Origin of the sequence: Pseudomonas sp. TWP3-2, assembly GCF_049897765.1 — a bacterium.
Taxonomy (GTDB): domain Bacteria; phylum Pseudomonadota; class Gammaproteobacteria; order Pseudomonadales; family Pseudomonadaceae; genus Aquipseudomonas.
In genome coordinates, this window is sequence record NZ_JAFCWW010000009.1 from 179,244 (window position 1) to 201,712 (window position 22,469).

Here is a 22,469-nt window from a genome sequence, read left to right on the forward strand (position 1 = left end):
CGGCAGACCACTGGAAGCACCGCCATGAACGCCTTTGCTCGAATTGCAGTCATCTCGCTGACCCTCGCGGTCAGCGCCTGTGCGGTGCAACGCCCGGAACCGACCAGCCCGCCACCGATCCCGCCGTCGCAGCCAAGTCCGACCCCGTCGCCCACCCCGACCCCGGGTAAAACCAGCATCCCCGCCAAGCCAGCCAAACCCGTCCCACGCACCTCGGCCAGCTTCGCCCCACCACCGGGCGGCAACAGCCATTGGGACCAGAAACTCGGCGTCTACGTCCTCGACGACCAAACCAACACCTTCTACCGTCAGCGCACCTACTACCGCTGGAACAACGGCTGGAGCCGCGCCATCAGCCCCAACGGCCCGTGGGAAGACACCAACATCCACGGCGTGCCGGCGGGGTTGGGTAAACGGTTCGGGCAGTAATGAAAAACGGCGATCCCTGGATCGCCGTTTTGCTGTGTGGGTTTTTTGCGCGATTAGCTTTTTCAAAGGATCGCCTGATAGGCACTCAACGCCTTGACCGATTGAACCAATCCCTGGCGTTTTAGAAGATCGAGAAACGGTTCGACATCCATCGCCGGCATTCTCAGTTGCCCGCGTTGCTTTTGGGCCGCCGCGATTACAGCTGCCGGATCAAGATCGAAGAGATTGCCGACGAATTCGTCAGGATGTTGCGCCTCGATGCCGAGAGGTTGAAGAACCACGCTTGGAAAGTCTTTCTGATTGAAGGTCACGATCACGCTGGCCCCGCAACGTATTGCAGCTGCCAGCACGTGGCGGTCATCAGTGTCAGGAAGGTTCAACCCGGCGATCAATTCTTCGTAGTCGCAGACGCATGCATCGGGAATCGCCCGATCCATCAACTCGGAAGTGCGATCCAGTTGTTCGGCTTTCAGGTCCGGCCGATTCTTCAACAGATTGCGTTTCCATTCGCAGTGAATCTCGTTTGACCAACGAGCCCGAAACCGTCCCGACAGTGCAAGCCACATCAAAAAATCTCTTAATGGGGCGGGATATAAAACACATGCATCGTATACAGCGGTGAAAGTGGAATGCCTCACTCGTACCCAATCCTTAACGCTTGTGCCTGCTCCGCGAGAAGCGTCATTGCCTCTTCACTGGCTGTGTCGCGCCGGGTTTTATAGTCCATCAAATCGGCAAAACGCACACGTCGGTGCTTGCCGGTTTTGTGGTAGGACAACTCGCCGCTCTCCAGCAGTTTTATGAGGTGGGGGCGTGAGACGTTGAGCAGGTCGGCGGCCTCCTGAGTAGTCAGTTCGGCGTGAACCGGCACGACTTTTACTGCATTGCCTTCAGCCAGCGCCGAGAGGATATCGATCAGCAGGCGCAGTGCGGTCGTAGGAAGTTCGACTTTATGAGCCTCGTTTTGCTCATCGAAAATCTGGATGTGCTGAGTCTCGAATTGCGTCGCAAGATAAGCGGCGAGAGCGCGTTGGCCTTCAATGGCGGCTTTCACTTCGCGTTCGAGCGGGAGGTGGGGCGGTGTATGAATAACGGTAGGCATGATGATTTCCAGAATTTTGAATGAATAATGCCGGAACGTTATTCGAATTAAACGAAAATCGCAATAAACGAAACTGTTGAAGGAATTGGTTCTCTCCCTATGTAGAAACTCACATCCTGCAAAACAACCAAACGTCGCCCCGACACTTTCTGTGCTTGAGTAAAGATAACTCTAGGGTTACTTTTATCAGGCCGAAGCAAGGAGGCGGTTGGTGCAGAGCAGGTTATTGATCAAGGAGCTGGAAGAGGCGGGCTGGACGCTGGATCGGGTCACCGGCAGTCATCATATCTTCACGCACCGCTACAACCCGTACACGATTCCCTTCCCGCACCCGAAAAAGGATTTACCGCTGGGCACGGTCAAGAGCATCAGGCGGCGCGCGGGGTTGTACAACCCGTCAGCCGGTTACTCAGGAGATCCATAATGCAATATCCAATCTGTATCGAATGGGGCGACGAGAACACCGCCATCGGTATTCAGATCCCCGATATTCCTGGCGCGGTTACGGCCGGGGATACGTTTGAAGATGCCTACAACGCCGCCGTCGAGATCGCGCACATCATGTTGCAAGAGATCGCTTCCGACGGTGATTCGATTCCCATGCCGACTTCGGCGGCCAACCACCGCAACAATCCGGAATTTGCCGAGATGGGCTGGGGCATGCTGGAGTTGGACATCGCGCCGTACATGGGCAAGACCGAGAAGGTCAATGTGACGCTGCCCGGTTATGTCATCCAGCGCATCGACCGTTATGTGCGCGAGCACAATGTCAAAAGCCGATCCTCGTTTCTGGCGGACGCGGCGATGGAGAAGCTGGTTCGTTATTGAGTCCCAAGCCTTGTCGGATTTTTAATCCGACAAGGCTTTTTCATGGCTTAAGCAGTCGCCAGCGAACGCTTGTCCGACACGCTCAAGAACCGTAGCAACGCCAACAGCGGAAACACGCTGCCGACGATCACGATCCACAACCAGCCGCCATGCTCGTACACCGCACTGGCCACCGAGGAGCCGAACGCGCCGCCGATGAAGATGCTGGTCATGTATAGCGCGTTGAGGCGGCCACGGCTTTTCGCGTCGAGGGAATACACCGCGCGTTGGCCGAGCACCATGTTCATCTGCACGCAGAAATCGAGGACTACGCCGGTCACGGCCAGGCCGATAACGCTGTAGGCCGGGTGGATGAAGGCGGGGAGGAAGCTCAGGCTGGCGAACAACATCGCCAGTAGCGAGGCGATGCGGGTGTGGCCGGCATCGGCCAGGCGTCCGCTGATCGGGGCGGCGATGGCACCGATGGCCCCGACCAAAGCGAAGATCGCGATCTGGGTCTGGGTCAGGCCATGATTGCGCGCCAATTCAAGCGGCACGGCGGTCCAGAACAGGCTGAAGGTGGCGAACATGCAACCCTGATAAAACGCGCGCTGACGCAGCACCGGTTGTTGGCGCAACAGGGTCCACAACGAGCCGAGCAGTTGACCGTAACTCGCGCTGTGATCTGGTTGACGCTTGGGCACGGTCAGGGCCAGGACGATGCTGATCGCTGCCATCAACCCGGCTGCAATCATGAACATCGCACGCCAGCCGAGGTGATCGGCGACTACGCTGGAGACCGGTCGCGCCAGCAGAATACCCAGCAGCAAGCCGCCCATGATCCCGCCGACTACTCGGCCACGGGATTCTTCCGGCGCCAGATGCGCGGCCAGTGGAATCAGGATCTGCACCGACACCGAACTGAAACCCACCAGCAACGAGACCAGCAGAAACAGGTTCGGCTGATCGGTAAACGCCGCCGCCAGCAGGCTGGCAATCGCCACCACGGTGGTGATGATCATCAGGCGCCGGTTTTCCAGCAGATCAGCCAGCGGCACCAGAAAGAACAAGCCCAGCGCATAGCCGATCTGCGTCAGCGACACGATGAAACTGGCCATGGTGTCGGTCAGGCCGATGTCCGGCGCAATCAGGCCAATGATCGGTTGCGCGTAGTAGATATTCGCAACGATGGCGCCGCAGCAAAAGGCGAACAGCAGCACCATGCCTCGGGTCATTGTGTGAGTTGTGGCGGTCATAGAATTTTTCTCGATCAAGCGAACAAAGGAATGCGCTGAGGCTAAGGGACACGCCGGACCGGCGGTAGGCGCTTTCGATTGATATCAGTTATTACGCTGCGTAATGAGAGCCGTCGAGGGAAGTGTCGTCATCGGCGAACCTGAATGCAAAAAGGCGACCCGGTCAGGTCGCCTTTTCGGTTATTGCTCAGGCATCACTGCCCGCTGTAGATCTGATCAAACACCCCACCATCATTGAAGTGGGTCTTCTGGACCGTGCGCCAGTCACCGAAGGTCTTCTCGACTGACAGGAAGTCGACTTTCGGGAAACGGTCGGTGTACTTGGCCAGCACCGCCGGGTCACGTGGACGCAGGTAGTTTGCAGCAGCGATTTCCTGACCTTCCGGCGACCACAGGTATTTCAGGTATTCATTGGCAGCGTCGCGGGTGCCTTTCTTGTCGACCACTTTGTCGACCACTGACACTGGCGGCTCGGCTTCGGCGGAGACGCTTGGGTAGATCACTTCGAACTGATCACGGCCGAACTCGCGGGCAATCATTTCCGCTTCGTTTTCGAAGGTCACCAGCACGTCGCCGATCTGGTTGGTCATGAACGTGGTGGTCGCGGCACGGCCCCCGGTATCCAGCACTGGCGCCTGCTTGAACAGTTTGCCGACGAAGTCTTTGGCTTTGTTTTCGTCACCGCCATTCTTCAGCACGTAGCCCCATGCCGAGAGATAGGTGTAGCGGCCGTTGCCCGAGGTTTTCGGGTTGGGCACGATGACTTGCACGCCATCCTTGAGCAGATCCGGCCAGTCTTTCAGGGCTTTCGGGTTGCCTTTACGCACGATGAATACGGTGGCTGAAGTGAACGGCGCGCTGTTGTTCGGCAAACGGGTGACCCAGTCTTTCGGCACCAGTTGCCCGTTGTCGGCGAGGGCGTTGATGTCAGTCGCCATGTTCATGGTGATGACGTCGGCCGGCAGGCCGTCGATTACCGAACGCGCCTGCTTGCTCGAACCGCCGAAGGACATCTGCACAGTGATGTCTTCCTTGTGCTCGGCTTGCCAGTGTTTCTGAAAGGCAGCGTTGTAGTCTTTGTAGAAATCGCGCATCACGTCGTAGGAAACGTTGAGCAGGGTTGGTGCGGCGTTAGCCACGCTACCGAAGGCCAGACCGGCGGCGAGAAGTGAGGCGCCAAAGAGTTTTTTCACTGCGCATTCCTTGTTCTGTATTGGGGGTGATACCGTTTTGCCAGCGACTATAGCCGGGCGTGCATAGTCCTTTAAAGATTAAAAAGGACTTTGCTTATTCCAGTTTCTTGAACAGCTGATTACCGCAGCGCGAGCAGAATGCCGCGCCGTGTTCATGGCTGTTCTTCCTGCACACCGGGCAGTCGTGTTGCAGTTGCTCACCGCGCATGGCGTTGGCCAGTTCGGCGGTGAAAATCCCGGTCGGTACGGCGATGATCGAGTAACCGGTGATCATCACCAGCGACGAAATCACCTGGCCCAACGGAGTCTTCGGCACGATGTCGCCGAAGCCCACGGTGGTCAGAGTCACGATTGCCCAATAGATGCCTTTGGGAATGCTGGTAAAGCCATGTTCCGGGCCTTCGATCACATACATCAGCGTGCCAAACACCGTCACCAATGTGCAGACGCTGACCAGAAACACCACGATCTTCTGCTTGCTGCCGCGCAGCGCCGACATCAGATAGTTGGCTTGCTTGAGGTACGGACTGAGTTTGAGCACGCGGAAAATCCGCAGCATCCGGATGATGCGGATGATCAGCAGGTACTGCGCGTCGGCGTAATACAGCGCAAGAATGCCGGGCACGATAGCCAGCAAATCCACCAGCCCATAAAAGCTGAACGCATAGCGCAACGGTTTGGGCGAACAATACAGCCGCAGGCCGTATTCAATGGCGAAGATGAGCGTGAAGCCCCACTCGATGTACGCCAGCACATCGGCGTAGTTCTGGTGAATGGAGTCGATGCTGTCGAGCATCACGATGACAATGCTGGCGAGGATGATCAACAGCAGGATGCCGTCGAAACGCCGCCCGGCCTTGGTGTCGCTTTGGAAAACCATGACGTAAAGTTCTTCACGCCAATTTTTGCTGCTGTCCATGGATACCGCCTGAACCAATGATCAGCGAAGCCTAGGTTGATTCTCCCCATGAGCGCAAGGCGCGGGTTGCTGCATCCACCGGATGCCGGTGCGCAGCAGCCAGCAGGCGAGGATGAATGGCGCGGTGAGCGTGGCTACTCCGATGGCGCTGAACAGCGGCGTCAACAACAGCGCCAGGCCGATGCCGAACAGCGGCAACCATGGCTGCTGGCGCTGCGCACTGAAGGCGAGGGCGGCGAGCACGGCGTTGTAGCTGCCGAGGCCCAGCAGTGCGACCTGGCTGTCGTGGTGCAACAGGCTTGAACCCAACCCGATGATCGAAGCCAGCAACGCCCAGCAAAATGCACGGCGGTCAGCGACCAATAATCCGAAGGCGATCAAAACACCGGCGAGCGGATCATCCAGCAGCATTACTTGGCCGAAGCCTTTGAGCGCCGCAGCGAGAAGGTTGAAAGTGTCCAGCTCAAGCACCGGCGCGGGCACCGCTGGCTCGGCAAACAGCAAAAACATCCAGCTCAGCAACACGAAAGGCGCGGTATAGGCAGGCAGGCGCTCGGCAATCCGCACGCGTTTGAGCCACTGCTGAGTGATCATTGCGCTGAGACCTCCAGCCGCGAGAATCAGCGGCGGCAGCATCGGCGACCACGGGAAGTACAGGCTCAGCAACAGGCCGAGCAGCACGCCGTTGTAGCTGAACAATCCAGCCTGACGATCAGCCTTGGCGTAGTTGCGCCGTTGCGCGGTAAGCAACCCGGCGACCGCGCCGAGCAGCGCGCCGGCGAACAACACCGGCGCGGTGAACAATATGGCCAACAGGCACAGCAACCCGCAGAGCGGATGGCGCTGCAGGAAAATCTGACTGAAACCGTTGAGCAAAGCCTCGGCCCAGTCGGGGCAGTGGGTGTTGAAATGATTGGCAGGCATGTTGAGAAAATCTGGGCAGTTGGAAAATCAAAAGGTCTTGCAAAAAAAACTGTGGCGAGGGGATTTAGCGAACCGTCGCACCGCCCCGTTGGGCTGCGAAGCAGCCCCTATCTGGACGAGTGCGGTTTTTCTATTGAAAACCGTCAAGCCTAAAAGCGACGACTGCTGCGCAGCCGAACGGGGATAAATCCCCTCGCCACAGGGGTGTGAGCGCTCTAGATCAACGTCTCGATACGCAGTGAGTTAGTCGATCCAGGCTGTCCAAACGGCACGCCCGCAGTGATCAACAACGTATCGCCACGCTGCGCCATCCCTTGCGCCTGGGCGATTTCCAGTGCCGTCGAACACACCTCGTCAACCTGGCGCAGCCGATCATTGACCACCGAGTGAATGCCCCACGCCACGCTCAGGCGGCGAGCGGTTTGCAGGTTCGGTGTCAGGTTGAGGATCGGCGCTTTCGGCCGCTCGCGCGCCGCACGCAAGCTCGAGGTGCCGGACTCGCTGTAATTGACCAGCACCGCCACCGGCAACACATTGCTGATACGACGAATCGCGCAGCTGATTGCATCGGATACGGTGGCCTCGGCTTTCGGTCGGCTAACGTCGAGTTGAGTCTGATAATCCGGGCCATTCTCAACCTGGCGAATGATCTTGCTCATCATCTGCACCGCTTCCAGCGGGTACTCGCCGGACGCGGTTTCCGCCGAGAGCATCACCGCATCGGCACCTTCGGCCACCGCGTTGGCGACGTCGGTGACTTCGGCGCGGGTCGGTGCCGGGGAGAAACGCATCGACTCAAGCATCTGCGTCGCCACCACCACCGGTTTGCCCAGTTCGCGGCAAGTGCTGATGATGTTCTTCTGGATCTGCGGCACGCTTTCGGCCGGTACTTCCACGCCGAGGTCGCCACGGGCAACCATGATCGCGTCGCTCAGCTCAGCAATCTCGCGCAGTTGTTCAACTGCCGACGGCTTCTCGATTTTCGCCATCAGGAACGCCTTGTCGCCGATCAGCGCGCGGGCCTCGATGATGTCTTGCGGACGCTGCACGAACGACAGCGCGACCCAGTCCACACCCAGCTCCAGACCGAAGCTCAAGTCGCGGCGATCCTTGGCCGTCAGCGGGCTGAGGTCGAGCACCGCTTGCGGCACGTTCACGCCTTTGCGGTCCGACAGTTCGCCGCCATTCAGCACGGTGGTGTCGATGGCGTCGGCGTATTTGGTGACCACGCGCAGACGCAGTTTGCCGTCGTCGAGCAGCAGGTCCATACCGGCTTGCAGTGCTTCGATGATCTCCGGGTGCGGCAGATTCACCCGGCGTTCATCACCCGGCGTCGCATCCAGATCAAGACGAAATGCCTGGCCGCGATGCAGTTGCACCTTACCGTCGGCGAACTTGCCAACTCGCAGTTTCGGCCCTTGCAGATCCATCAGGATGCCCAGCGGATAGTTGAGCTGGCGCTCGACTTCGCGGATCCACTGATAGCGCTTGGCATGGTCAGCGTGATCGCCGTGGCTGAAATTCAGGCGGAAAATATTCACCCCGGCCTCGACCAGTTCACGGATATCAGCAATGCCATCCACCGCAGGCCCGAGGGTGGCGAGGATTTTGACCTTTTTATCAGGCGTCATGTTTAGGGCTCTCGAGGATCAGGATGGCGCGGAAGTCGTTGACGTTGGTGCGGGTCGGCTCGGTGACGATCAGCGCGTCGAGCGCCTCGAAATAGCCGTAGCCGTTGTTGTTATCCAGTTCGTCGCTGGCGCTCAGACCGAGGGCGGCGGCGCGGGCGTAGCTGTCCGGGGTCATGATTGCGCCGGCGTTGTCTTCCGAACCGTCGATTCCGTCGGTGTCACCGGCCAGCGCGTAGACACCGGGCAGGCCTTTGAGGCTGTCGGTCAGGCTGAGGAGAAACTCGGCGTTGCGTCCGCCGCGACCATTGCCGCGCACGGTGACTGTGGTTTCGCCGCCAGACAGAATCACGCACGGCGCCGCCAGTGGCTGGCCGTGCTGGACGATCTGCCGCGCGATACCGGCGTGGACTTTCGCGACTTCGCGCGACTCGCCTTCCAGGTCACCGAGAATCAGCGGACTGAAACCGGCCTGACGACATTTCACCGCCGCCGCTTCCAGCGATTGCTGTGGGCGCGCGATCAACTGGAAATGACTGCGCGCCAGGCTCGGGTCGCCGGGTTTGACGGTTTCCGATTCAGGGCTTTGCAGCCAGTTGCGCACCGAGGCCGGCACTTCAATGTTGTAGCGTTTGAGGATCGCCAGCGCTTCGGCACTGGTGCTCGGGTCGGCCACGGTCGGTCCCGAAGCGATGACCGTGGCGAGGTCGCCCGGCACATCGGAAATCGCGTAGGTATACACAGTCGCCGGCCAGCAGGCCTTGCCCAGGCGTCCGCCCTTGATCGCCGAGAGGTGCTTGCGCACGCAGTTCATCTCGCCGATGGTCGCGCCGGATTTGAGCAGGGCTTTGTTGATCGATTGCTTGTCGGCGAGGGTGATGCCTGCGGCCGGCAAGGCGAGCAGGGCAGAGCCGCCGCCGGACAACAGGAAAATCACGCGGTCGTCTTCCGTCAGGTTACTAACGAGATCCAGCACGCGTTTGGCCACGGCCAGGCCAGCGGCGTCCGGCACCGGATGCGCGGCTTCGACCACTTCGATTTTTTCGCACGGTGCGCCGTGACCGTAACGGGTCACTACCAGCCCGGAAACTTCGCCGGTCCAGCAGCGCTCGACCACTTGCGCCATGGCAGCTGCGGCTTTACCGGCGCCGATGACAATCACCCGACCACTGCGGTCGGCTGGCAGATAAGCTTCAAGGACTTGCTGCGGATGAGCCGCGTCGATGGCTGTGGTAAACAGCTCGCGCAGCAGTTGTTGCGGATCGACCGACATGGCGGGCCCCCGGAATTCTTGTTATTGGGATAAAGCGACAACGGTGCAGCGACGCGGTCCTTGTGGGAGCTGGCTTGCCAGCGATTCAGGCACCGAGGTCATTCAGGAAAACCGAGTCGATGCCATCGCGGGCAAGCCCGCTCCCACAGAGAGCGAGCCACAGGCGCGGATTATTTTTTATCGCGAATCGAGAAGTTGGCCATGTGTTCCAGGCCTTTGATCAGCGCCGAGTGATCCCAGTTGCTGCCACCGATGGCCGCGCAGGTGCTGAACACTTGCTGAGCGTTGGCGGTGTTTGGCAGGTTGATGTTCAGCTCCTTGGCGCCTTGCAGGGCCAGGTTCAGATCCTTCTGGTGCAGGCTGATGCGGAAGCCCGGATCGAAGGTGCCTTTGATCATGCGCTCGCCGTGTACTTCAAGAATCTTCGAGGACGCAAAACCGCCCATCAGCGCTTCACGCACCTTGGCTGGATCGGCACCGTTTTTCGAAGCGAACAGCAGGGCTTCGGCAACGGCCTGAATGTTCAGCGCCACGATAATCTGGTTGGCGACTTTGGCGGTCTGACCGTCGCCATTACCACCGACCAGCGTGATGTTCTTGCCCATGGCCTGGAACAGCGGCAGTGCGCGTTCGAAGGCATCGGCGTCGCCACCGATCATGATGCTCAGGGTAGCCGCCTTGGCGCCGACTTCACCACCGGACACCGGAGCATCGAGGTATTGCGCGCCTTTTTCGTTGATCTTCGCGGCGAACGCTTTGGTGGCGGTCGGCGAGATCGAACTCATGTCGATGACGATTTTGCCTTTGCTCAGGCCTGCTGCAACGCCGTCGGCGCGGAACAGCACGTCATCGACCTGCGGGGTATCCGGCACCATGACGATGATGAATTCCGCTTCTTGCGCGACTTCGCGCGGATTGGCCAGGGCGACGGCGCCAGCAGCGACCAGATCAGCCGGGGCCGCGTCGTGGTGCGCGGACAGGAACAGGCTGTGACCGGCTTTCTGCAGGTTCGCCGCCATTGGGTGGCCCATGATGCCGGTGCCGATAAATCCGATTTTAGCCATGAGAAAATCCTCTTTTTATTCTGATGCTGCAATGTGGTCTTGGAGACGCAGCAAATTCATTGTGGGAGCTGGCTTGCCAGCGATGACGGTGGGTCAGGCAACATATTTGTTGTGTGTGCCGCCGCCATCGCGGGCAAGCCCGCTCCCACAGGGTTTTGTATTTTTGTTCAGATTGCGTTGTGGCTCTTGAGCCAGCCCAGGCCTGCCTCGGTGGTGGTCAGCGGTTTGTATTCACAGCCAACCCAGCCCTGATATCCGATGCGATCAAGGTGTTCGAACAGGAAGCGATAGTTGATCTCGCCAGTCCCCGGCTCGTTACGCCCAGGGTTGTCCGCCAGTTGCACATGGTTGATCTCGCCCAGGTGCGATTGCAGGGTGCGGGCCAGATCGCCTTCCATGATTTGCATGTGATAGATGTCGTATTGCAGGAACAGATTGGCGCTGCCGACCTGCTCGCGAATCGACAGGGCTTGCGCCGTGTTGTTCAGGTAGAAACCCGGAATGTCGCGGGTGTTGATCGCTTCCATCACCAGTTTGATGCCGACCGCTTGCAGCTTGTCGGCGGCGTACTTGAGGTTGGCGACGAAGGTTTTTTCAACAGTTGCATCGTCCACGCCTTGCGGCCGGATGCCGGCCAGGCAGTTGACCTGAGTGTTACCGAGAACCTGCGCATACGCGATGGCCAGATCGACCCCGGCGCGGAACTCTTCAACCCGATCCGGCAGGCAGGCAATGCCGCGCTCGCCCTTGGCCCAGTCACCGGCCGGCAGGTTGAACAGCACTTGGGTCAGGCCATTGGCATCAAGTTTGGCCTTGATTTCGGCAGAGCTGAAATCGTACGGGAACAGGTACTCGACACCGCTGAAACCAGCCTTGGCGGCGGCGTCGAAACGGGCAAGAAAATCCTGTTCGGTGAACAGCATGGACAGGTTGGCTGCGAAACGCGGCATGGTGGTCTCCTAAAAGCGGATGTGACACGGTGGGTCAGACTAAACGCGATCAGTCCCCTCTCCTGGGGGAGAGGGTTAGGGTGAGGGGAGAATCAAGGTTGGCCCAAAATCCCGCGAACGACACAACATCGTTCCCTCACCCCAGCCCTCTCCCCAAGGGAGAGGGGGCTAAAGGCAATCAGTCGAGCAACGAAATCGCCGTCGGCGCGTCGTTGCCAACCAGTGCCAGGTCTTCGAATTCGTTGACGGCGTTGATCTCGGTTCCCATGGAGATGTTGGTCACACGCTCCAGGATGATCTCGACAATCACCGGCACTTTGAACTCTTCGATCATCTGTTCGGCCTTGCGCAGGGCAGGGGCGATTTCCGACGGTTCGAACACACGCAGTGCCTTGCAACCGAGGCCTTCGGCAACTGCGACGTGGTCAACCCCGTAACCGTTGAGTTCCGGCGCGTTGAGGTTATCGAAGGACAACTGCACGCAGTAGTCCATCTCGAACCCGCGCTGTGCCTGACGGATCAGGCCCAGGTACGAGTTGTTCACCACGACGTGGATGTAAGGCAGTTTGAACTGAGCGCCGACCGCCAGTTCTTCGATCATGAACTGGAAATCATAGTCCCCCGACAGGGCCACGACTTTACGGCTCGGATCGGCCTTGACCACGCCCAGCGCTGCCGGAATGGTCCAGCCCAGCGGGCCGGCCTGACCACAGTTGATCCAGTGCCGCGGCTTGTAGACGTGCAGGAACTGCGCGCCGGCAATCTGCGACAGACCAATGGTGCTGACGTAGCAGGTGTCCTTGCCGAACACCTGGTTCATTTCTTCGTAAACGCGCTGCGGCTTGACCGGCACGTTGTCGAAGTGAGTCTTGCGATGCAGGCTGGCTTTGCGCTGTTGGCAATCTTGCAGCCAGGCGCTGCGGTTTTTCAGTTTGCCGGCGGCTTGCCATTCGCGCGCGACTTCGATGAACACGGTCAGCGCTGCAGCAGCGTCGGAAACGATGCCCAGATCCGGCGTGAACACACGACCGATCTGCGTGCCTTCGATATCCACGTGAATGAACTTGCGGCCTTCGGTGTAGACGTCAACCGAACCGGTGTGACGGTTGGCCCAACGGTTACCGATGCCCAGCACCACGTCGGATTTCAACATGGTGGCGTTGCCGTAACGGTGCGAAGTCTGCAGGCCGACCATGCCGACCATCAACGGGTGATCATCCGGAATCGTGCCCCAGCCCATCAGGGTCGGGATCACTGGAATACCGGTCAGCTCGGCGAACTCCACCAGCAGATCGCTGGCGTCGGCATTGATGATGCCACCACCGGCAACCAGCAACGGACGCTCGGCCTGATCGAGCAGGGCCAAGGCTTTTTCAACTTGAATGCGCGTTGCGGTCGGCTTGAACAGCGGCAGTGGCTGGTAAGCGTCGATGTCGAATTCGATTTCCGCCATCTGCACGTCGAACGGCAGGTCGATCAGCACCGGGCCTGGACGGCCGGAGCGCATTTCGAAGAAGGCTTTCTGGAACGCGTAAGGCACTTGGCCCGGTTCCAGAACGGTGGTCGCCCACTTGGTCACCGGCTTGACGATGCTGGTGATGTCGACAGCCTGGAAATCTTCCTTGTGCATGCGAGCACGCGGCGCCTGGCCGGTGATGCACAGAATCGGGATCGAGTCGGCGGAGGCGCTGTACAGACCGGTGACCATGTCGGTACCGGCCGGGCCGGAAGTGCCGATGCACACGCCGATGTTGCCGGCCTTGGTGCGGGTGTAGCCCTCGGCCATGTGCGAGGCGCCTTCAACGTGGCGAGCGAGGACGTGATCGATGCCACCGACTTTCTGCAGGGCGGAATACAGCGGGTTGATCGCAGCGCCGGGAATGCCAAAAGCGGTATCAACCCCTTCACGGCGCATCACCAGAACGGCGGCTTCGATTGCTCTCATTTTGCTCATGGTTTTGTGCCTCTTACGTTTTGTAATTGTATACAAGTGGCTTTGCGCAGAGTTTATTCACGGCGGACGGCGCAGGTCAATCCATTTTCTCAAGCGCCCGTTTCATTCGTCGGAAGCCGTATCTACTGTGGCTTTTCGTCGCATGCGGCGCTTTTCGAGAATTATTGTATACAAAAAAATAATTCATTGTGTTCTATTTGTTGAGTCGAGCTGCGGCACTTTCGCGCAGCCAACAGCTTTTCCTATAACAAAATGAGGACGGCACCATGAGCGCTTTAACCTTGAAAGTTGCAGTCAACCTGGTCAATCAGGCCATCGCCGCAGGGCGCGCAATCTCCGCAGCCCCGCTGACCATCGCGGTACTCGATACCGGTGGCCACCTGGTCACCCTTCAACGCGAAGACGGCGCGAGCCTGCTGCGCCCGGACATCGCCATCGGTAAAGCCTGGGGCGCCATTGCGCTGGGCAAGGGCTCACGCTTGCTGGCAGTGGATGCTCAACAACGCCCGGCGTTTTTCGCCGCACTCAACAGCATGGGCCAGGGCAGCGTCGTGCCGGCACCGGGTGGTGTGTTGATCCGCGATCAGGCGGGGAATGTGCTGGGGGCGATCGGCATCAGTGGCGATGTGTCGGATATTGATGAGCAGGTGGCGATCAAAGCGGTGGAGGCGCTGGATCTGCGCGCCGATGCAGGCGTGGCGGCTTGATCTGAACTAAATCGCCACGGCTGGCATTGTGGTGATGACTAAGCGGGGCGGCGTCGTTAGACTGCCGCCCCGTTTTTGTATCAAGGAAGATCAGCGTGAAGACGCTATATGCCATCTCTCTGGCCACGGCCATGACCCTCAGCAGCTCTTTTCTGCATGCCGCCGAACAGCTCGATCCCGACGAAATCGCTTTCAACGCGCTCAGTCCGGTAGTTTCTGCGCTGCTCAACGCCGACGATGTTCCCGAACTGATGGAACGCGCCGAGACTCTGTCAGACACTGACACCTTGCAGGCGATCGCAGTTTATCTGGCCGCCAGCCGTGAAGATCCCAAGCAAATCCTCGCGCCTTATCAGGTTGCCGCACTGTTTGCCCGGCGTGGTGATGACAAACTCGCACTGCGCTATCTGCAAGAAGCCGATGATCGCGGCCTGTGGTTCGGCCCGCTGTTGGCCGGTGACGAAGATTTCTCCGAGCTGCGCGAGACCGCCACCTATAAATCGGTGCTGACCAACGCGCAGGAGCGCTACAAGAAAATCGCTGTAGGCAAGGTCGGCGCGATTTCCGTGCTCAACCCGTCGGCGAACATTCCTGTGCCAAAAGCCTGCCGCCCCGTCGTGGTCTGGCTGCACGGTTATGGCGTCAATGGCGAGCTGGGTGAGGGCTACCAACCGCTGGCCGATACTGGCGCAATCATTCTGGGGATCAACGGCACGCAGATGATCAACGCAGTCGACAGCTTCCGCTGGATCGGCCCCGGCTTCGAAGGCACCCATCAGACGGTGCAGCAGGGCCTCAAAGCCCTGGAAGCGCAACAATGCATCGACCGCAAACGGGTGTTCCTGATGGGCTTCTCCCAGGGTTCGCAACATGCCGGCGCCTTGCTGGCGCAACATCCGGACGACTACGCCGGCGCGCTGCTGTTGTCACCCGGCGGCATGCAGCCGACGCCAACCGAAAGCAAGGCCCGCGGCAAGCGTGTGTTTGTCATCAATGGCCAGAAAGAAGGCCCGGGCAATCAGCAGATGAGCGCCGATTTCCGCAAACTGTTCAGCGATGGTAACGAGGTCAAGTCCCGCACCCACGAGGGTGGGCACGTCTTCCCCGACGACTGGAGCACCTCACTCCCGCAAGCACTGCGCTGGTTGATGGGTGAAGAGGTCTGAAAACCTCGGATGGCTGTTGGATCGTTAGCGTCTGATCGATAGTCATCGCTGGCAAGTCGAATCGTCGCACCGCAGCTCCCACAGTTTGCTGTGTTGAACACAAATTCTGCGATCGACACTAGTCCCTGTGGGAGCTGGCTTGCCAGCGATGGAGGCCTCACAGACACATGTAGACAACAGACGGGTCCAGCTAGATGGATCATTGAGGTCTAGCCTCTTGATGAATTCATCATCAAGGGGCAACGGATTGCCTGATCTTCCCGCTTCACATCGTCTGCGAGCCGGCCGCTATGCCGAACCTGATCGAATCTATCTACTGACCACCAACACCCTCAATCGTGAGCCGGTTTTCGCTGACTTCGCTTTGGGACGATTGGTCGTTCATCAATTTCGCCGCGCACAAGATCTCGGGTTAGCCAAGTCGCTGGCTTGGGTCGTCATGCCCGATCATTTTCACTGGTTGGTGGAGCTGGAAAATTGCTCCCTGCGCAAACTGATGCGTGAGACCAAATCTCTGAGTACTCGAGAGGTGAATCTTCGCAGTGGCAGGACTGGGCCGCTGTGGCAGCAGGGCTATCATGACCGTGCACTGAGGCGCGAAGAGGATTTGGTGAAAATGGCGCGGTATGTGGTGGCCAATCCATTGCGGGCTGGACTGGTTGAAAAGCTAGGCGACTATCCACTGTGGGATGCGATTTGGGTTTGACAACTCGGAATCGAGTTGCCTTCATCGCTGGCAAGCCAGCTCCCACAGGTTTTGTGTAAAACCCAAATTCTGCGAACGCCACTAATCCCGATGGAAGTTAGCACGCCAGCTCCTACAGGTTTATGTTTAGAACGCGAATTTTGCGAACGACGCAAAACCTGTGGGAGCTGCGGTGCGACGATTCGACTTGCCAGCGATGCGGTCACCGCGGTATTTCAGTCCGGCTCACACCCCTTGAGTACCAACCGAATAATCGTCTGCGCCGCTGCCTCGTAATCCGCCTCGTCCAGTTTGTCCTTGCCGGTCACCGCAGAAATCTGCCAGTCGAAATCGGCGTAGGTCTGGGTGGCGGCCCAGATGCTGAACATCAGGTGGTTGGGGTCGAGCGGGGCGATCTGGCCGCGGTCGATCCAGGTCTGGATGCAGTCGATGTTGTGCTTGGCCTGGCTGTTGAGCTGTTCCACCAGGTCGGCGCTCAGGTGTGGAGCGCCGTGCATGATTTCGCTGGCGAACACCTTCGAGGCAAACGGCAGGTCGCGCGAAATGCGGATCTTCGAGCGGATGTAGCCGCTCAGCACTTCGCTCGGCACGCCGTCCGCGTTGAACGGCGTCGAGGCCTGCAGAATCGGCACGATGATACTTTCCAGGACCTCGCGGTAGAGGTTTTCCTTGGACTTGAAGTAGTAGTAGACGTTGGGTTTGGGTAACCCCGCCTTGGCCGCGATATCACTGGTTTTGGTCGCAGCGAAGCCCTTGTCGGCAAATTCTTCACTGGCGGCACGCAGGATCAGTTCTTTGTTGCGCTCGCGGATAGTGCTCATAAACCAGGTGGTTCCTTGCCTGTTCTGGCGGTTGCGCATGGTAGCACCGGCCTCACGCGGCGCTCAACAATGCACCATGTGGTCTGCGGTCGCGCTATGCTGCGCAGCATTATTCACAGAAGGAAACATGATTCATGGCAGGAAGCAGTTTGCTGGTGCTGATTGACGACATCGCCGCCGTACTCGACGACGTTGCGTTGATGACCAAAATGGCCGCCAAGAAGACCGCCGGGGTGCTTGGCGATGACTTGGCGCTGAACGCCCAGCAGGTCTCCGGGGTGCGCGCCGAACGGGAAATCCCCGTGGTGTGGGCGGTGGCCAAGGGCTCGTTCCTGAATAAACTGATCCTCGTGCCATCGGCGCTGGCGATCAGTGCGTTCGTGCCATGGCTGGTGACGCCGCTGTTGATGGTCGGCGGCGCCTACCTGTGTTTCGAAGGTTTCGAAAAACTCGCGCACAAGTTTCTGCATAGCAAGGCTGAAGACGAAGCGGAGCATGCGCAACTGACCGAAGCAGTCGCCGATCCCGCGACTGATCTGGTGGCGTTCGAGAAAGACAAGATCAAAGGCGCGATCCGCACTGACTTCATTCTGTCGGCGGAAATCATTGCCATTACCCTCGGCACCGTGGCCGGCGCTTCGCTGACTCAGCAAGTGATCGTGCTGTCGGGCATCGCCATCGTGATGACTGTCGGTGTTTATGGCCTGGTGGCGGGCATCGTCAAACTCGACGACCTCGGCCTGTGGCTGACCCAGAAGCCTGGGCAAATGGCTAAAAGCATCGGCAACGGCATCCTGCGTGCAGCGCCGTACATGATGAAAAGCCTGTCGGTGATCGGCACGGCGGCGATGTTCCTGGTCGGCGGCGGCATCCTTACCCACGGCGTGCCGGTGGTGCATCACTGGATCGAAGGCGTTAGCGCAGCGGCCGGTGGTGCCGGGTTTGTGGTGCCGACGCTGCTCAACGCCGTGGCGGGGATTATCGCCGGCGCGGTGGTGTTGGCCGGCGTGATGGTGATCGGCAAGCTGTGGAAAGCGTTGAAAGGTTAAACCCGGACGCAAACAAAAAGGGCCATTCGACTCGCATCGAATGGCCCTTTTTTGTGGCTGCCGGGTTTACTCGGCGATCTGCAACTTACGCGACTCGGTGTACACGTAACGCACTTTCTCGTACTCGAACGGCGAGTTCAGCTGGCCGTAGCGGAAGCTGGTCTGGTAGCGCTTGTCGACGCCGCGCAGTGCCCATAGTTCCGGGTGGTTGGAGCTGACTTCCGAGACATTGAGGAAGTTGATCGCCGATTCTGCGGTGTAGTCCACGGCGAGGCCGGCGGTGTCGCGGATGTTCGACGGGCCGAGGATCGGCAGTACGAAGTAAGCGCCACCCGGTACGCCGTAGAAGCCCAGGGTCTGACCGAAGTCTTCGCTCTGGCGCGGCAGGCCCATAGCGGTGGCCGGGTCCCACAAACCGGCGACGCCGATGGTGGTGTTGAGCAGCAGGCGCGCGGTGGTTTCCATCGAGCGCTTGCCTTTGAACTGCAACAGGCTGTTGACCAGGTTCGGCACGTCGCCAATGTTGTTGAAGAAGTTGCTCACGCCAGTACGCAAAAAGCTCGGCGTAATGTAGCGATAACCATCGACCACCGGCAGGAACACCCACTGGTCGAAGCGGTAGTTGAAGTGATAAACGCGACGGTTCCACTCTTCCAGCGGGTCGTAGACGTTCAGCGCACTGAGCGTCGAACGCTCGAACTCGCGCTGATCCAGGCCCGGGTTGAATTTAAGTTTGGTCAACGGCTCTTTGAAGCCGTCGCTGTCAACGACTACCGGTGCATTGGCTTTGCTGTTGTCGGCCTGGGCCACGCCTGCACAGAGTAACGCTGCGGTCAGCAGGAGATATTTAGCCACGGAAGAACTCCAGCATGGCGTCGCTGTTGACGCGGTAGTTTAGGTTGCCGCAATGGCCGCCGAGTGGGTAAACGGTCAGGCGATCACCAAAGGTCTTGCGCAGGAAACCGAGGTCGCCCGGGCCGAGAATCACGTCGTCGGCGTTATGCATGACGGCGATTTTCGGGCTGTCGTGCAGGTAATCCTTGAGTGCGTACAAGCTGACCTGATCGATCAATTGCAGCAGGCTGCCGCCGTCGGTACGGGCGCGCCACATCGGAATCACCTGTTCGGTCAGGTAGCAGTCGAAGTCGCATTGCAGCGCACGCTTGAGAAACGGCGAGAGGCTGGTGCCTTCGGTGATCGGGTATTTCGGCGGCGTGATCAGGCCGCGACGGTTGATCAGGTCCGAGGTAAACGCGATGTCAGCCGCCGAGAAACGGAACGAGGTGCCGATCAGCATCGCCATCTGTTCATTGGTCAGGTGCTGCTTGGACTGTTGAAAGTCGTAGAGCAGGGCGTCGTTGAGGTCGATGTAGCCTTTCTGCTGGAAGTAGCGAGTCAACTTGCTCAGCACCAGTTCATAGAAAGTGGTGCTGTTATTGATGCCTTTCACTTCGGTCTGTACCAACTTGTCGAGGTTGGTGATCGAGGTGTAGAGGTTGACCGGCGGGTTCAGCAGCAGGACTTTCTTGAAGTTGAAGCTGCGGCGGGTTTCGTCCAGATGCGCAACGAAGGCGGCATCAAGAGCACCGAGGCTGTAGCCGCTCAGATAATAGTCGGTGACCGCCACTTTCGGATTCTGCGCACGCACGGCCTGCATCACCCGGTACATGTCTTCGGCGTCTTCTTTGGTCACGCCCGGGGTCGCAAAGCGCGACGCGGCGCTGATGAAGTCGAAACTGGTCGGCGAGGACAGCTGCACGACGTTGTAGCCAGCCTTGTAATAAAGCTTTTTCAGGTATTCGTTGAGCGTGCTGTCATAGCGTGCGCCGGTGCCGGCGATCAGGAAGATCAGCGGTGCAGGCTTGTCTTGGGTGGCGATGCGGTAGGTGAGCTTTTTCACTGCCCAGAAATTGTCCGGCAGGGTGAACTCACGCTCCGGGCGCAGCGTGAGGCTGCGGTCGGTCTGATTGATGTCCTCGTCCAGCGGCAACTCCGGGCGCAAGTCCGGCGGCGTCGTGGCGATGGTCGCCTCGAACGGATTGGTCAAGGGATAGCCATAGCTGGCGGCGTCGATATCCACCGCCAGTGCGGACGCACTCAAAATAAGGCCGCCAAAAAAGGCGGCGAAGCGCAAGGAACGGAGCATGACTGAATCCCTTAAAGGAAGGTGCCGAATGAAGTTCGCAGGCTATGACCACCGCGGTTGCGCCAAAGTGCCATGCCTCGGCACCAAACAGGCAGAATTCGGGGTAATAGTAGCTAAACGATACACTTTGCAGCGATTGAATGGCCAGTTAAGTGTTGTTAGCGCTTGCGTATGGGTGGCGGCAGATTAAGCTGGCCGCCGATTTCGATGATTGGAGTACCTCATGTCCCGCCGCTTGTCCGTGATTCTACTGCTTGTTCTGCTGCCGTTGTGGCTGGCTGCCAGTTACGGCGCGCGTTACGGTTTCATGGAGGACGGGCAGTGGGTCGGCATCTGTGTCGATGAGGCCAGCCGCTGGGAATGTCAGTTACGCTCGAACCTTGGGTGGATGATTCACTTCAAGGTGCTGGGCTGGACGGCGTTGGCTGCGGCGCTACTCGGATTTGTCGTGCCGGGGCGTGCCGGGTGGTGGCTGGCGGTGTTGGCGTTGGTGTTCGGGCTGCCGGCGCTGGCGCTGTACAACACCACGTTGGCGGTGTTTGCGGTGGTGATTGCCGGGTTGCGGTTGGTCAGATAGTCCCGTAGCGCCTGACGGTCAGTCATCGCTGGCAAGCCAGCTCCCACAGGATAATTGCTGAACACAACATGTGTGTACGACACAAAAACTGTGGGAGCTGGCTTGCCAGCGATGAGGGCTTAGCAGGCGCTAAAGATCAGTTGCGAACCCGCAAACAGCGCCACAACCCGGCAACCATCAACACACTTACGAATGCCCAACCCCACGCCTGCTGATTCAGCAACCCTTCAACAAACAACTGTGGCGCAACCCCCGCGCCGATGATGAAGGCAAGCAAGGCAATCTCGCGACGCGGCACGCTCACCGGTCGGCACAGGTACACCAGCGCCGGCAGAATGAACGCCACACTCGGAAAGCTGCGATAACGCGGATCGATCACCAGCTCCAGCATCATCACCGTCGCGGCAAAACCTGCCGCCGACACCAGCCAGCCCGCGCGACGCTCGAGGAGAGTGAATGCGCGCCCACGCCAGCCGGTGCGGGCGCTCAAGGTCAACGCGGCGTGCGTCAGAATCAGCAGATTCAAAGCCGTCAGCAAGCCGACCCACAACCATTCACTGGCAAACCGTGTGGTCACTCGCGCCAGATCGCCCCACGCGCCAATCGAACACGCGGCGAGGGCGCCCAGCAGCGGCAGCACCAACGCTGAACGAGTGCTGCGCACGCGACCGCCGAGCAACAGCGTGCCAAGGAAAATCAAACCGCCGACCGCCAGCCACTGCGACCAGTACGGCACGTTCGACACCGGGCCGGCGAGGATGGCTTTGTCCTGACGATCTGCATCGAACAGGCCCCAATAACCGCCGACCGCGCCTTCGCTGGCGCGTTTCCACGGCTGATCGAAGGCTTCAATCAGGTTGTAATGCCAGCCCTCGTGCTCGGCCATGGTGACAAAACCACGAATGAACTTGGCCTCATTGACCCGGCTCGGCAGGGCGGTTTCACGCTGACGGCCTTCGCTCGGCCAGCCGGTTTCGCCAATCATCACGTCTTTAGGCGCAAATTTTTTGCCGAACACCTGACGCACCTCGGCCACATGTTGCAGTGCCGCGTCGATGTTCGACGGATCGTCTTCCCAGTACGGCAGCAAGTGGATGGTCAGGAAGTCCACCGCCGGCGCGATTTCCGGGTGCTTGAGCCAGAACTCCCAGACATCCGCATACGTAACCGGTTGCTTGACCTGGCTTTTGACCTTGTTGATCAAGCGAGCCAGTTGCGCGCCAGTGACTTCCTTGCGCAGCAAGGCTTCGTTGCCGACGATCACTGCGCTGACCACGTCCGGGTTGGCGTTGGCCGACGCAATCAACAGGTCGACTTCTTTCTCGGTGTCCACCGGGTTGCTGTTGACCCAGGCGCCGATCATCAACTTCAAGCCATGCTTGCGCGCCAGATCCGGCAGAGCATCGAGGCCGGTCATGGAGTAGGTGCGGATACATTCGAAGCGCGTGGCGAGCAGGGCGAGGTCGGCGTCCATGCGCTCGGGGCGCAGTTTGAATGGCACGTCGAACGGCGACTGATCTTTATCGAACGGGGTGTAGGAGGCGCATTGCAGCTTGTGCGTCGGCGTGGCGGCGTCCGGCAGAATCACCGGTTTACCGAGGCCATACCAGAAGCCGCAAAGCGCAAACAGCCCGAGCAGGCTGGCGAATATATAAGGAAGAAGAGGAGAGCGTGAAGTCGCGGACATGGTCAGGCCGAGTGGCTGCAAAGCGACGCATGTTACCTGCATTTAACGCCGGTCAGGTGGCCCGCATCACTTTGACATGCAAAGTTCGGGCGGATTGCCCGAGGCGCTTTC

The 22,469-nt window shown here is 59.3% G+C and carries 23 protein-coding genes; 8 read left to right on the forward strand and 15 right to left on the reverse strand.

Annotated elements, in window-relative coordinates; genetic code table 11:
- The first annotated feature begins 24 nt into the window (after window positions 1-24).
- Window positions 25-429 (forward strand): hypothetical protein, encoded by a 405-nt coding sequence (locus ACP7EE_RS15925; RefSeq protein ID WP_426235156.1) that lies wholly within the window; start codon window positions 25-27, stop codon window positions 427-429.
- A 62-nt stretch (window positions 430-491) separates the two neighbouring features.
- On the opposite strand, the gene ACP7EE_RS15930 is transcribed toward ACP7EE_RS15925, so the two are convergent.
- The gene (locus ACP7EE_RS15930; protein WP_426204984.1) at window positions 492-1,067 is read right to left on the reverse strand and encodes a PIN domain-containing protein; all 576 of its coding nucleotides are present in this window, start codon (window positions 1,065-1,067) and stop codon (window positions 492-494) included.
- Window positions 1,064-1,531, reverse strand: coding sequence for a helix-turn-helix domain-containing protein (locus ACP7EE_RS15935; protein ID WP_426204986.1), 468 nt, complete (start codon window positions 1,529-1,531; stop codon window positions 1,064-1,066). Before ACP7EE_RS15935 ends, ACP7EE_RS15930 begins: the two co-directional genes overlap by 4 nt.
- A gap of 211 nt (window positions 1,532-1,742) precedes the next feature.
- Between ACP7EE_RS15935 and ACP7EE_RS15940 the strand changes: the two genes are divergently transcribed.
- Window positions 1,743-1,955: a type II toxin-antitoxin system HicA family toxin gene (locus ACP7EE_RS15940; RefSeq protein WP_426235158.1), complete on the forward strand. Its 213-nt coding sequence runs from the start codon at window positions 1,743-1,745 to the stop codon at window positions 1,953-1,955.
- Complete coding sequence (locus ACP7EE_RS15945) at window positions 1,955-2,359, forward strand: type II toxin-antitoxin system HicB family antitoxin (protein WP_420648009.1); 405 nt, start codon at window positions 1,955-1,957, stop codon at window positions 2,357-2,359. Before ACP7EE_RS15940 ends, ACP7EE_RS15945 begins: the two co-directional genes overlap by 1 nt.
- 47 nt (window positions 2,360-2,406) lie before the next feature.
- Here ACP7EE_RS15945 and ACP7EE_RS15950 read toward each other — a convergent pair whose 3' ends face one another.
- The 9 genes from ACP7EE_RS15950 to gcl form a co-directional block, all read right to left on the reverse strand.
- Complete coding sequence (locus tag ACP7EE_RS15950) at window positions 2,407-3,594, reverse strand: MFS transporter (RefSeq protein ID WP_426235160.1); 1,188 nt, start codon at window positions 3,592-3,594, stop codon at window positions 2,407-2,409.
- A gap of 194 nt (window positions 3,595-3,788) precedes the next feature.
- On the reverse strand, window positions 3,789-4,787 hold the full coding sequence (locus ACP7EE_RS15955) for a sulfate ABC transporter substrate-binding protein (protein ID WP_426235162.1): 999 nt from the start codon (window positions 4,785-4,787) through the stop codon (window positions 3,789-3,791).
- Window positions 4,788-4,881: 94 nt separating this feature from the next.
- Window positions 4,882-5,706 (reverse strand): ion transporter, encoded by an 825-nt coding sequence (locus ACP7EE_RS15960; protein WP_426204994.1) that lies wholly within the window; start codon window positions 5,704-5,706, stop codon window positions 4,882-4,884.
- Between the two features lie 21 nt (window positions 5,707-5,727).
- On the reverse strand, window positions 5,728-6,630 hold the full coding sequence (locus tag ACP7EE_RS15965; RefSeq protein WP_426235164.1) for an urea transporter: 903 nt from the start codon (window positions 6,628-6,630) through the stop codon (window positions 5,728-5,730).
- A gap of 215 nt (window positions 6,631-6,845) precedes the next feature.
- Window positions 6,846-8,261, reverse strand: a complete 1,416-nt coding sequence (gene pyk / locus ACP7EE_RS15970) for a pyruvate kinase (protein WP_426204998.1) — start codon at window positions 8,259-8,261, stop codon at window positions 6,846-6,848.
- The gene (locus tag ACP7EE_RS15975; RefSeq protein WP_426235166.1) at window positions 8,251-9,531 is read right to left on the reverse strand and encodes a glycerate kinase type-2 family protein; all 1,281 of its coding nucleotides are present in this window, start codon (window positions 9,529-9,531) and stop codon (window positions 8,251-8,253) included. Before ACP7EE_RS15975 ends, pyk begins: the two co-directional genes overlap by 11 nt.
- Window positions 9,532-9,701: 170 nt before the next feature.
- A complete protein-coding gene (locus ACP7EE_RS15980; protein ID WP_401396019.1) occupies window positions 9,702-10,595 on the reverse strand; it encodes a 2-hydroxy-3-oxopropionate reductase in 894 nt (297 codons plus the stop codon).
- A 167-nt stretch (window positions 10,596-10,762) separates the two neighbouring features.
- Complete coding sequence (gene hyi / locus ACP7EE_RS15985; RefSeq protein WP_420648017.1) at window positions 10,763-11,545, reverse strand: hydroxypyruvate isomerase; 783 nt, start codon at window positions 11,543-11,545, stop codon at window positions 10,763-10,765.
- 178 nt (window positions 11,546-11,723) lie between these two features.
- On the reverse strand, window positions 11,724-13,499 hold the full coding sequence (gene gcl, locus ACP7EE_RS15990) for a glyoxylate carboligase (protein ID WP_420648018.1): 1,776 nt from the start codon (window positions 13,497-13,499) through the stop codon (window positions 11,724-11,726).
- Between the two features lie 266 nt (window positions 13,500-13,765).
- On the opposite strand from gcl, the gene ACP7EE_RS15995 reads away from it, so the two are divergent.
- The 3 genes from ACP7EE_RS15995 (at window position 13,766) to ACP7EE_RS16005 (ending at window position 16,078) form a co-directional block, all read left to right on the forward strand.
- On the forward strand, window positions 13,766-14,206 hold the full coding sequence (locus tag ACP7EE_RS15995) for a GlcG/HbpS family heme-binding protein (protein ID WP_420648019.1): 441 nt from the start codon (window positions 13,766-13,768) through the stop codon (window positions 14,204-14,206).
- Window positions 14,207-14,301: 95 nt separating this feature from the next.
- On the forward strand, window positions 14,302-15,372 hold the full coding sequence (locus ACP7EE_RS16000; RefSeq protein ID WP_426235169.1) for a hypothetical protein: 1,071 nt from the start codon (window positions 14,302-14,304) through the stop codon (window positions 15,370-15,372).
- 247 nt (window positions 15,373-15,619) lie between these two features.
- Complete coding sequence (locus tag ACP7EE_RS16005; RefSeq protein ID WP_426235171.1) at window positions 15,620-16,078, forward strand: REP-associated tyrosine transposase; 459 nt, start codon at window positions 15,620-15,622, stop codon at window positions 16,076-16,078.
- A gap of 215 nt (window positions 16,079-16,293) precedes the next feature.
- Here ACP7EE_RS16005 and ACP7EE_RS16010 read toward each other — a convergent pair whose 3' ends face one another.
- Window positions 16,294-16,899, reverse strand: coding sequence for a TetR/AcrR family transcriptional regulator (locus ACP7EE_RS16010; RefSeq protein WP_420648022.1), 606 nt, complete (start codon window positions 16,897-16,899; stop codon window positions 16,294-16,296).
- 134 nt (window positions 16,900-17,033) lie between these two features.
- On the opposite strand from ACP7EE_RS16010, the gene ACP7EE_RS16015 reads away from it, so the two are divergent.
- Window positions 17,034-17,948: a DUF808 domain-containing protein gene (locus ACP7EE_RS16015; RefSeq protein ID WP_426235173.1), complete on the forward strand. Its 915-nt coding sequence runs from the start codon at window positions 17,034-17,036 to the stop codon at window positions 17,946-17,948.
- A gap of 66 nt (window positions 17,949-18,014) precedes the next feature.
- Here ACP7EE_RS16015 and ACP7EE_RS16020 read toward each other — a convergent pair whose 3' ends face one another.
- Together ACP7EE_RS16020 and ACP7EE_RS16025 are read right to left on the reverse strand one after the other, a co-directional pair.
- A complete protein-coding gene (locus tag ACP7EE_RS16020) occupies window positions 18,015-18,803 on the reverse strand; it encodes an MlaA family lipoprotein (RefSeq protein WP_426235175.1) in 789 nt (262 codons plus the stop codon).
- Window positions 18,796-20,094, reverse strand: a complete 1,299-nt coding sequence (locus ACP7EE_RS16025; RefSeq protein ID WP_426235177.1) for a serine/threonine protein kinase — start codon at window positions 20,092-20,094, stop codon at window positions 18,796-18,798. The genes ACP7EE_RS16020 and ACP7EE_RS16025 overlap by 8 nt, the downstream gene beginning before the upstream one ends.
- A gap of 223 nt (window positions 20,095-20,317) precedes the next feature.
- Here ACP7EE_RS16025 and ACP7EE_RS16030 point away from each other — a divergent pair, with 223 nt between their 5' ends.
- Window positions 20,318-20,671, forward strand: coding sequence for a hypothetical protein (locus tag ACP7EE_RS16030; RefSeq protein ID WP_426235179.1), 354 nt, complete (start codon window positions 20,318-20,320; stop codon window positions 20,669-20,671).
- A gap of 136 nt (window positions 20,672-20,807) precedes the next feature.
- Here ACP7EE_RS16030 and ACP7EE_RS16035 read toward each other — a convergent pair whose 3' ends face one another.
- On the reverse strand, window positions 20,808-22,400 hold the full coding sequence (locus ACP7EE_RS16035) for a beta (1-6) glucans synthase (protein WP_426235181.1): 1,593 nt from the start codon (window positions 22,398-22,400) through the stop codon (window positions 20,808-20,810).
- Between the last annotated feature and the right edge of the window lie 69 nt (window positions 22,401-22,469).

Coding starts and splice junctions, on each gene's coding strand:
- ACP7EE_RS15925 (WP_426235156.1), top strand. CDS start 25: ATGAACGCCTTTGCTCGAATTGCAGTCATCTCGCTGACCCTCGCGGTC.
- ACP7EE_RS15935 (WP_426204986.1), bottom strand. CDS start 1,531: ATGCCTACCGTTATTCATACACCGCCCCACCTCCCGCTCGAACGCGAA.
- ACP7EE_RS15945 (WP_420648009.1), top strand. CDS start 1,955: ATGCAATATCCAATCTGTATCGAATGGGGCGACGAGAACACCGCCATC.
- ACP7EE_RS15950 (WP_426235160.1), bottom strand. CDS start 3,594: ATGACCGCCACAACTCACACAATGACCCGAGGCATGGTGCTGCTGTTC.
- ACP7EE_RS15960 (WP_426204994.1), bottom strand. CDS start 5,706: ATGGACAGCAGCAAAAATTGGCGTGAAGAACTTTACGTCATGGTTTTC.
- ACP7EE_RS15965 (WP_426235164.1), bottom strand. CDS start 6,630: ATGCCTGCCAATCATTTCAACACCCACTGCCCCGACTGGGCCGAGGCT.
- pyk (WP_426204998.1), bottom strand. CDS start 8,261: ATGACGCCTGATAAAAAGGTCAAAATCCTCGCCACCCTCGGGCCTGCG.
- ACP7EE_RS15975 (WP_426235166.1), bottom strand. CDS start 9,531: ATGTCGGTCGATCCGCAACAACTGCTGCGCGAGCTGTTTACCACAGCC.
- ACP7EE_RS15980 (WP_401396019.1), bottom strand. CDS start 10,595: ATGGCTAAAATCGGATTTATCGGCACCGGCATCATGGGCCACCCAATG.
- hyi (WP_420648017.1), bottom strand. CDS start 11,545: ATGCCGCGTTTCGCAGCCAACCTGTCCATGCTGTTCACCGAACAGGAT.
- gcl (WP_420648018.1), bottom strand. CDS start 13,499: ATGAGCAAAATGAGAGCAATCGAAGCCGCCGTTCTGGTGATGCGCCGT.
- ACP7EE_RS15995 (WP_420648019.1), top strand. CDS start 13,766: ATGAGCGCTTTAACCTTGAAAGTTGCAGTCAACCTGGTCAATCAGGCC.
- ACP7EE_RS16010 (WP_420648022.1), bottom strand. CDS start 16,899: ATGAGCACTATCCGCGAGCGCAACAAAGAACTGATCCTGCGTGCCGCC.
- ACP7EE_RS16015 (WP_426235173.1), top strand. CDS start 17,034: ATGGCAGGAAGCAGTTTGCTGGTGCTGATTGACGACATCGCCGCCGTA.
- ACP7EE_RS16025 (WP_426235177.1), bottom strand. CDS start 20,094: ATGCTCCGTTCCTTGCGCTTCGCCGCCTTTTTTGGCGGCCTTATTTTG.
- ACP7EE_RS16030 (WP_426235179.1), top strand. CDS start 20,318: ATGTCCCGCCGCTTGTCCGTGATTCTACTGCTTGTTCTGCTGCCGTTG.
- ACP7EE_RS16035 (WP_426235181.1), bottom strand. CDS start 22,400: ATGCAGGTAACATGCGTCGCTTTGCAGCCACTCGGCCTGACCATGTCC.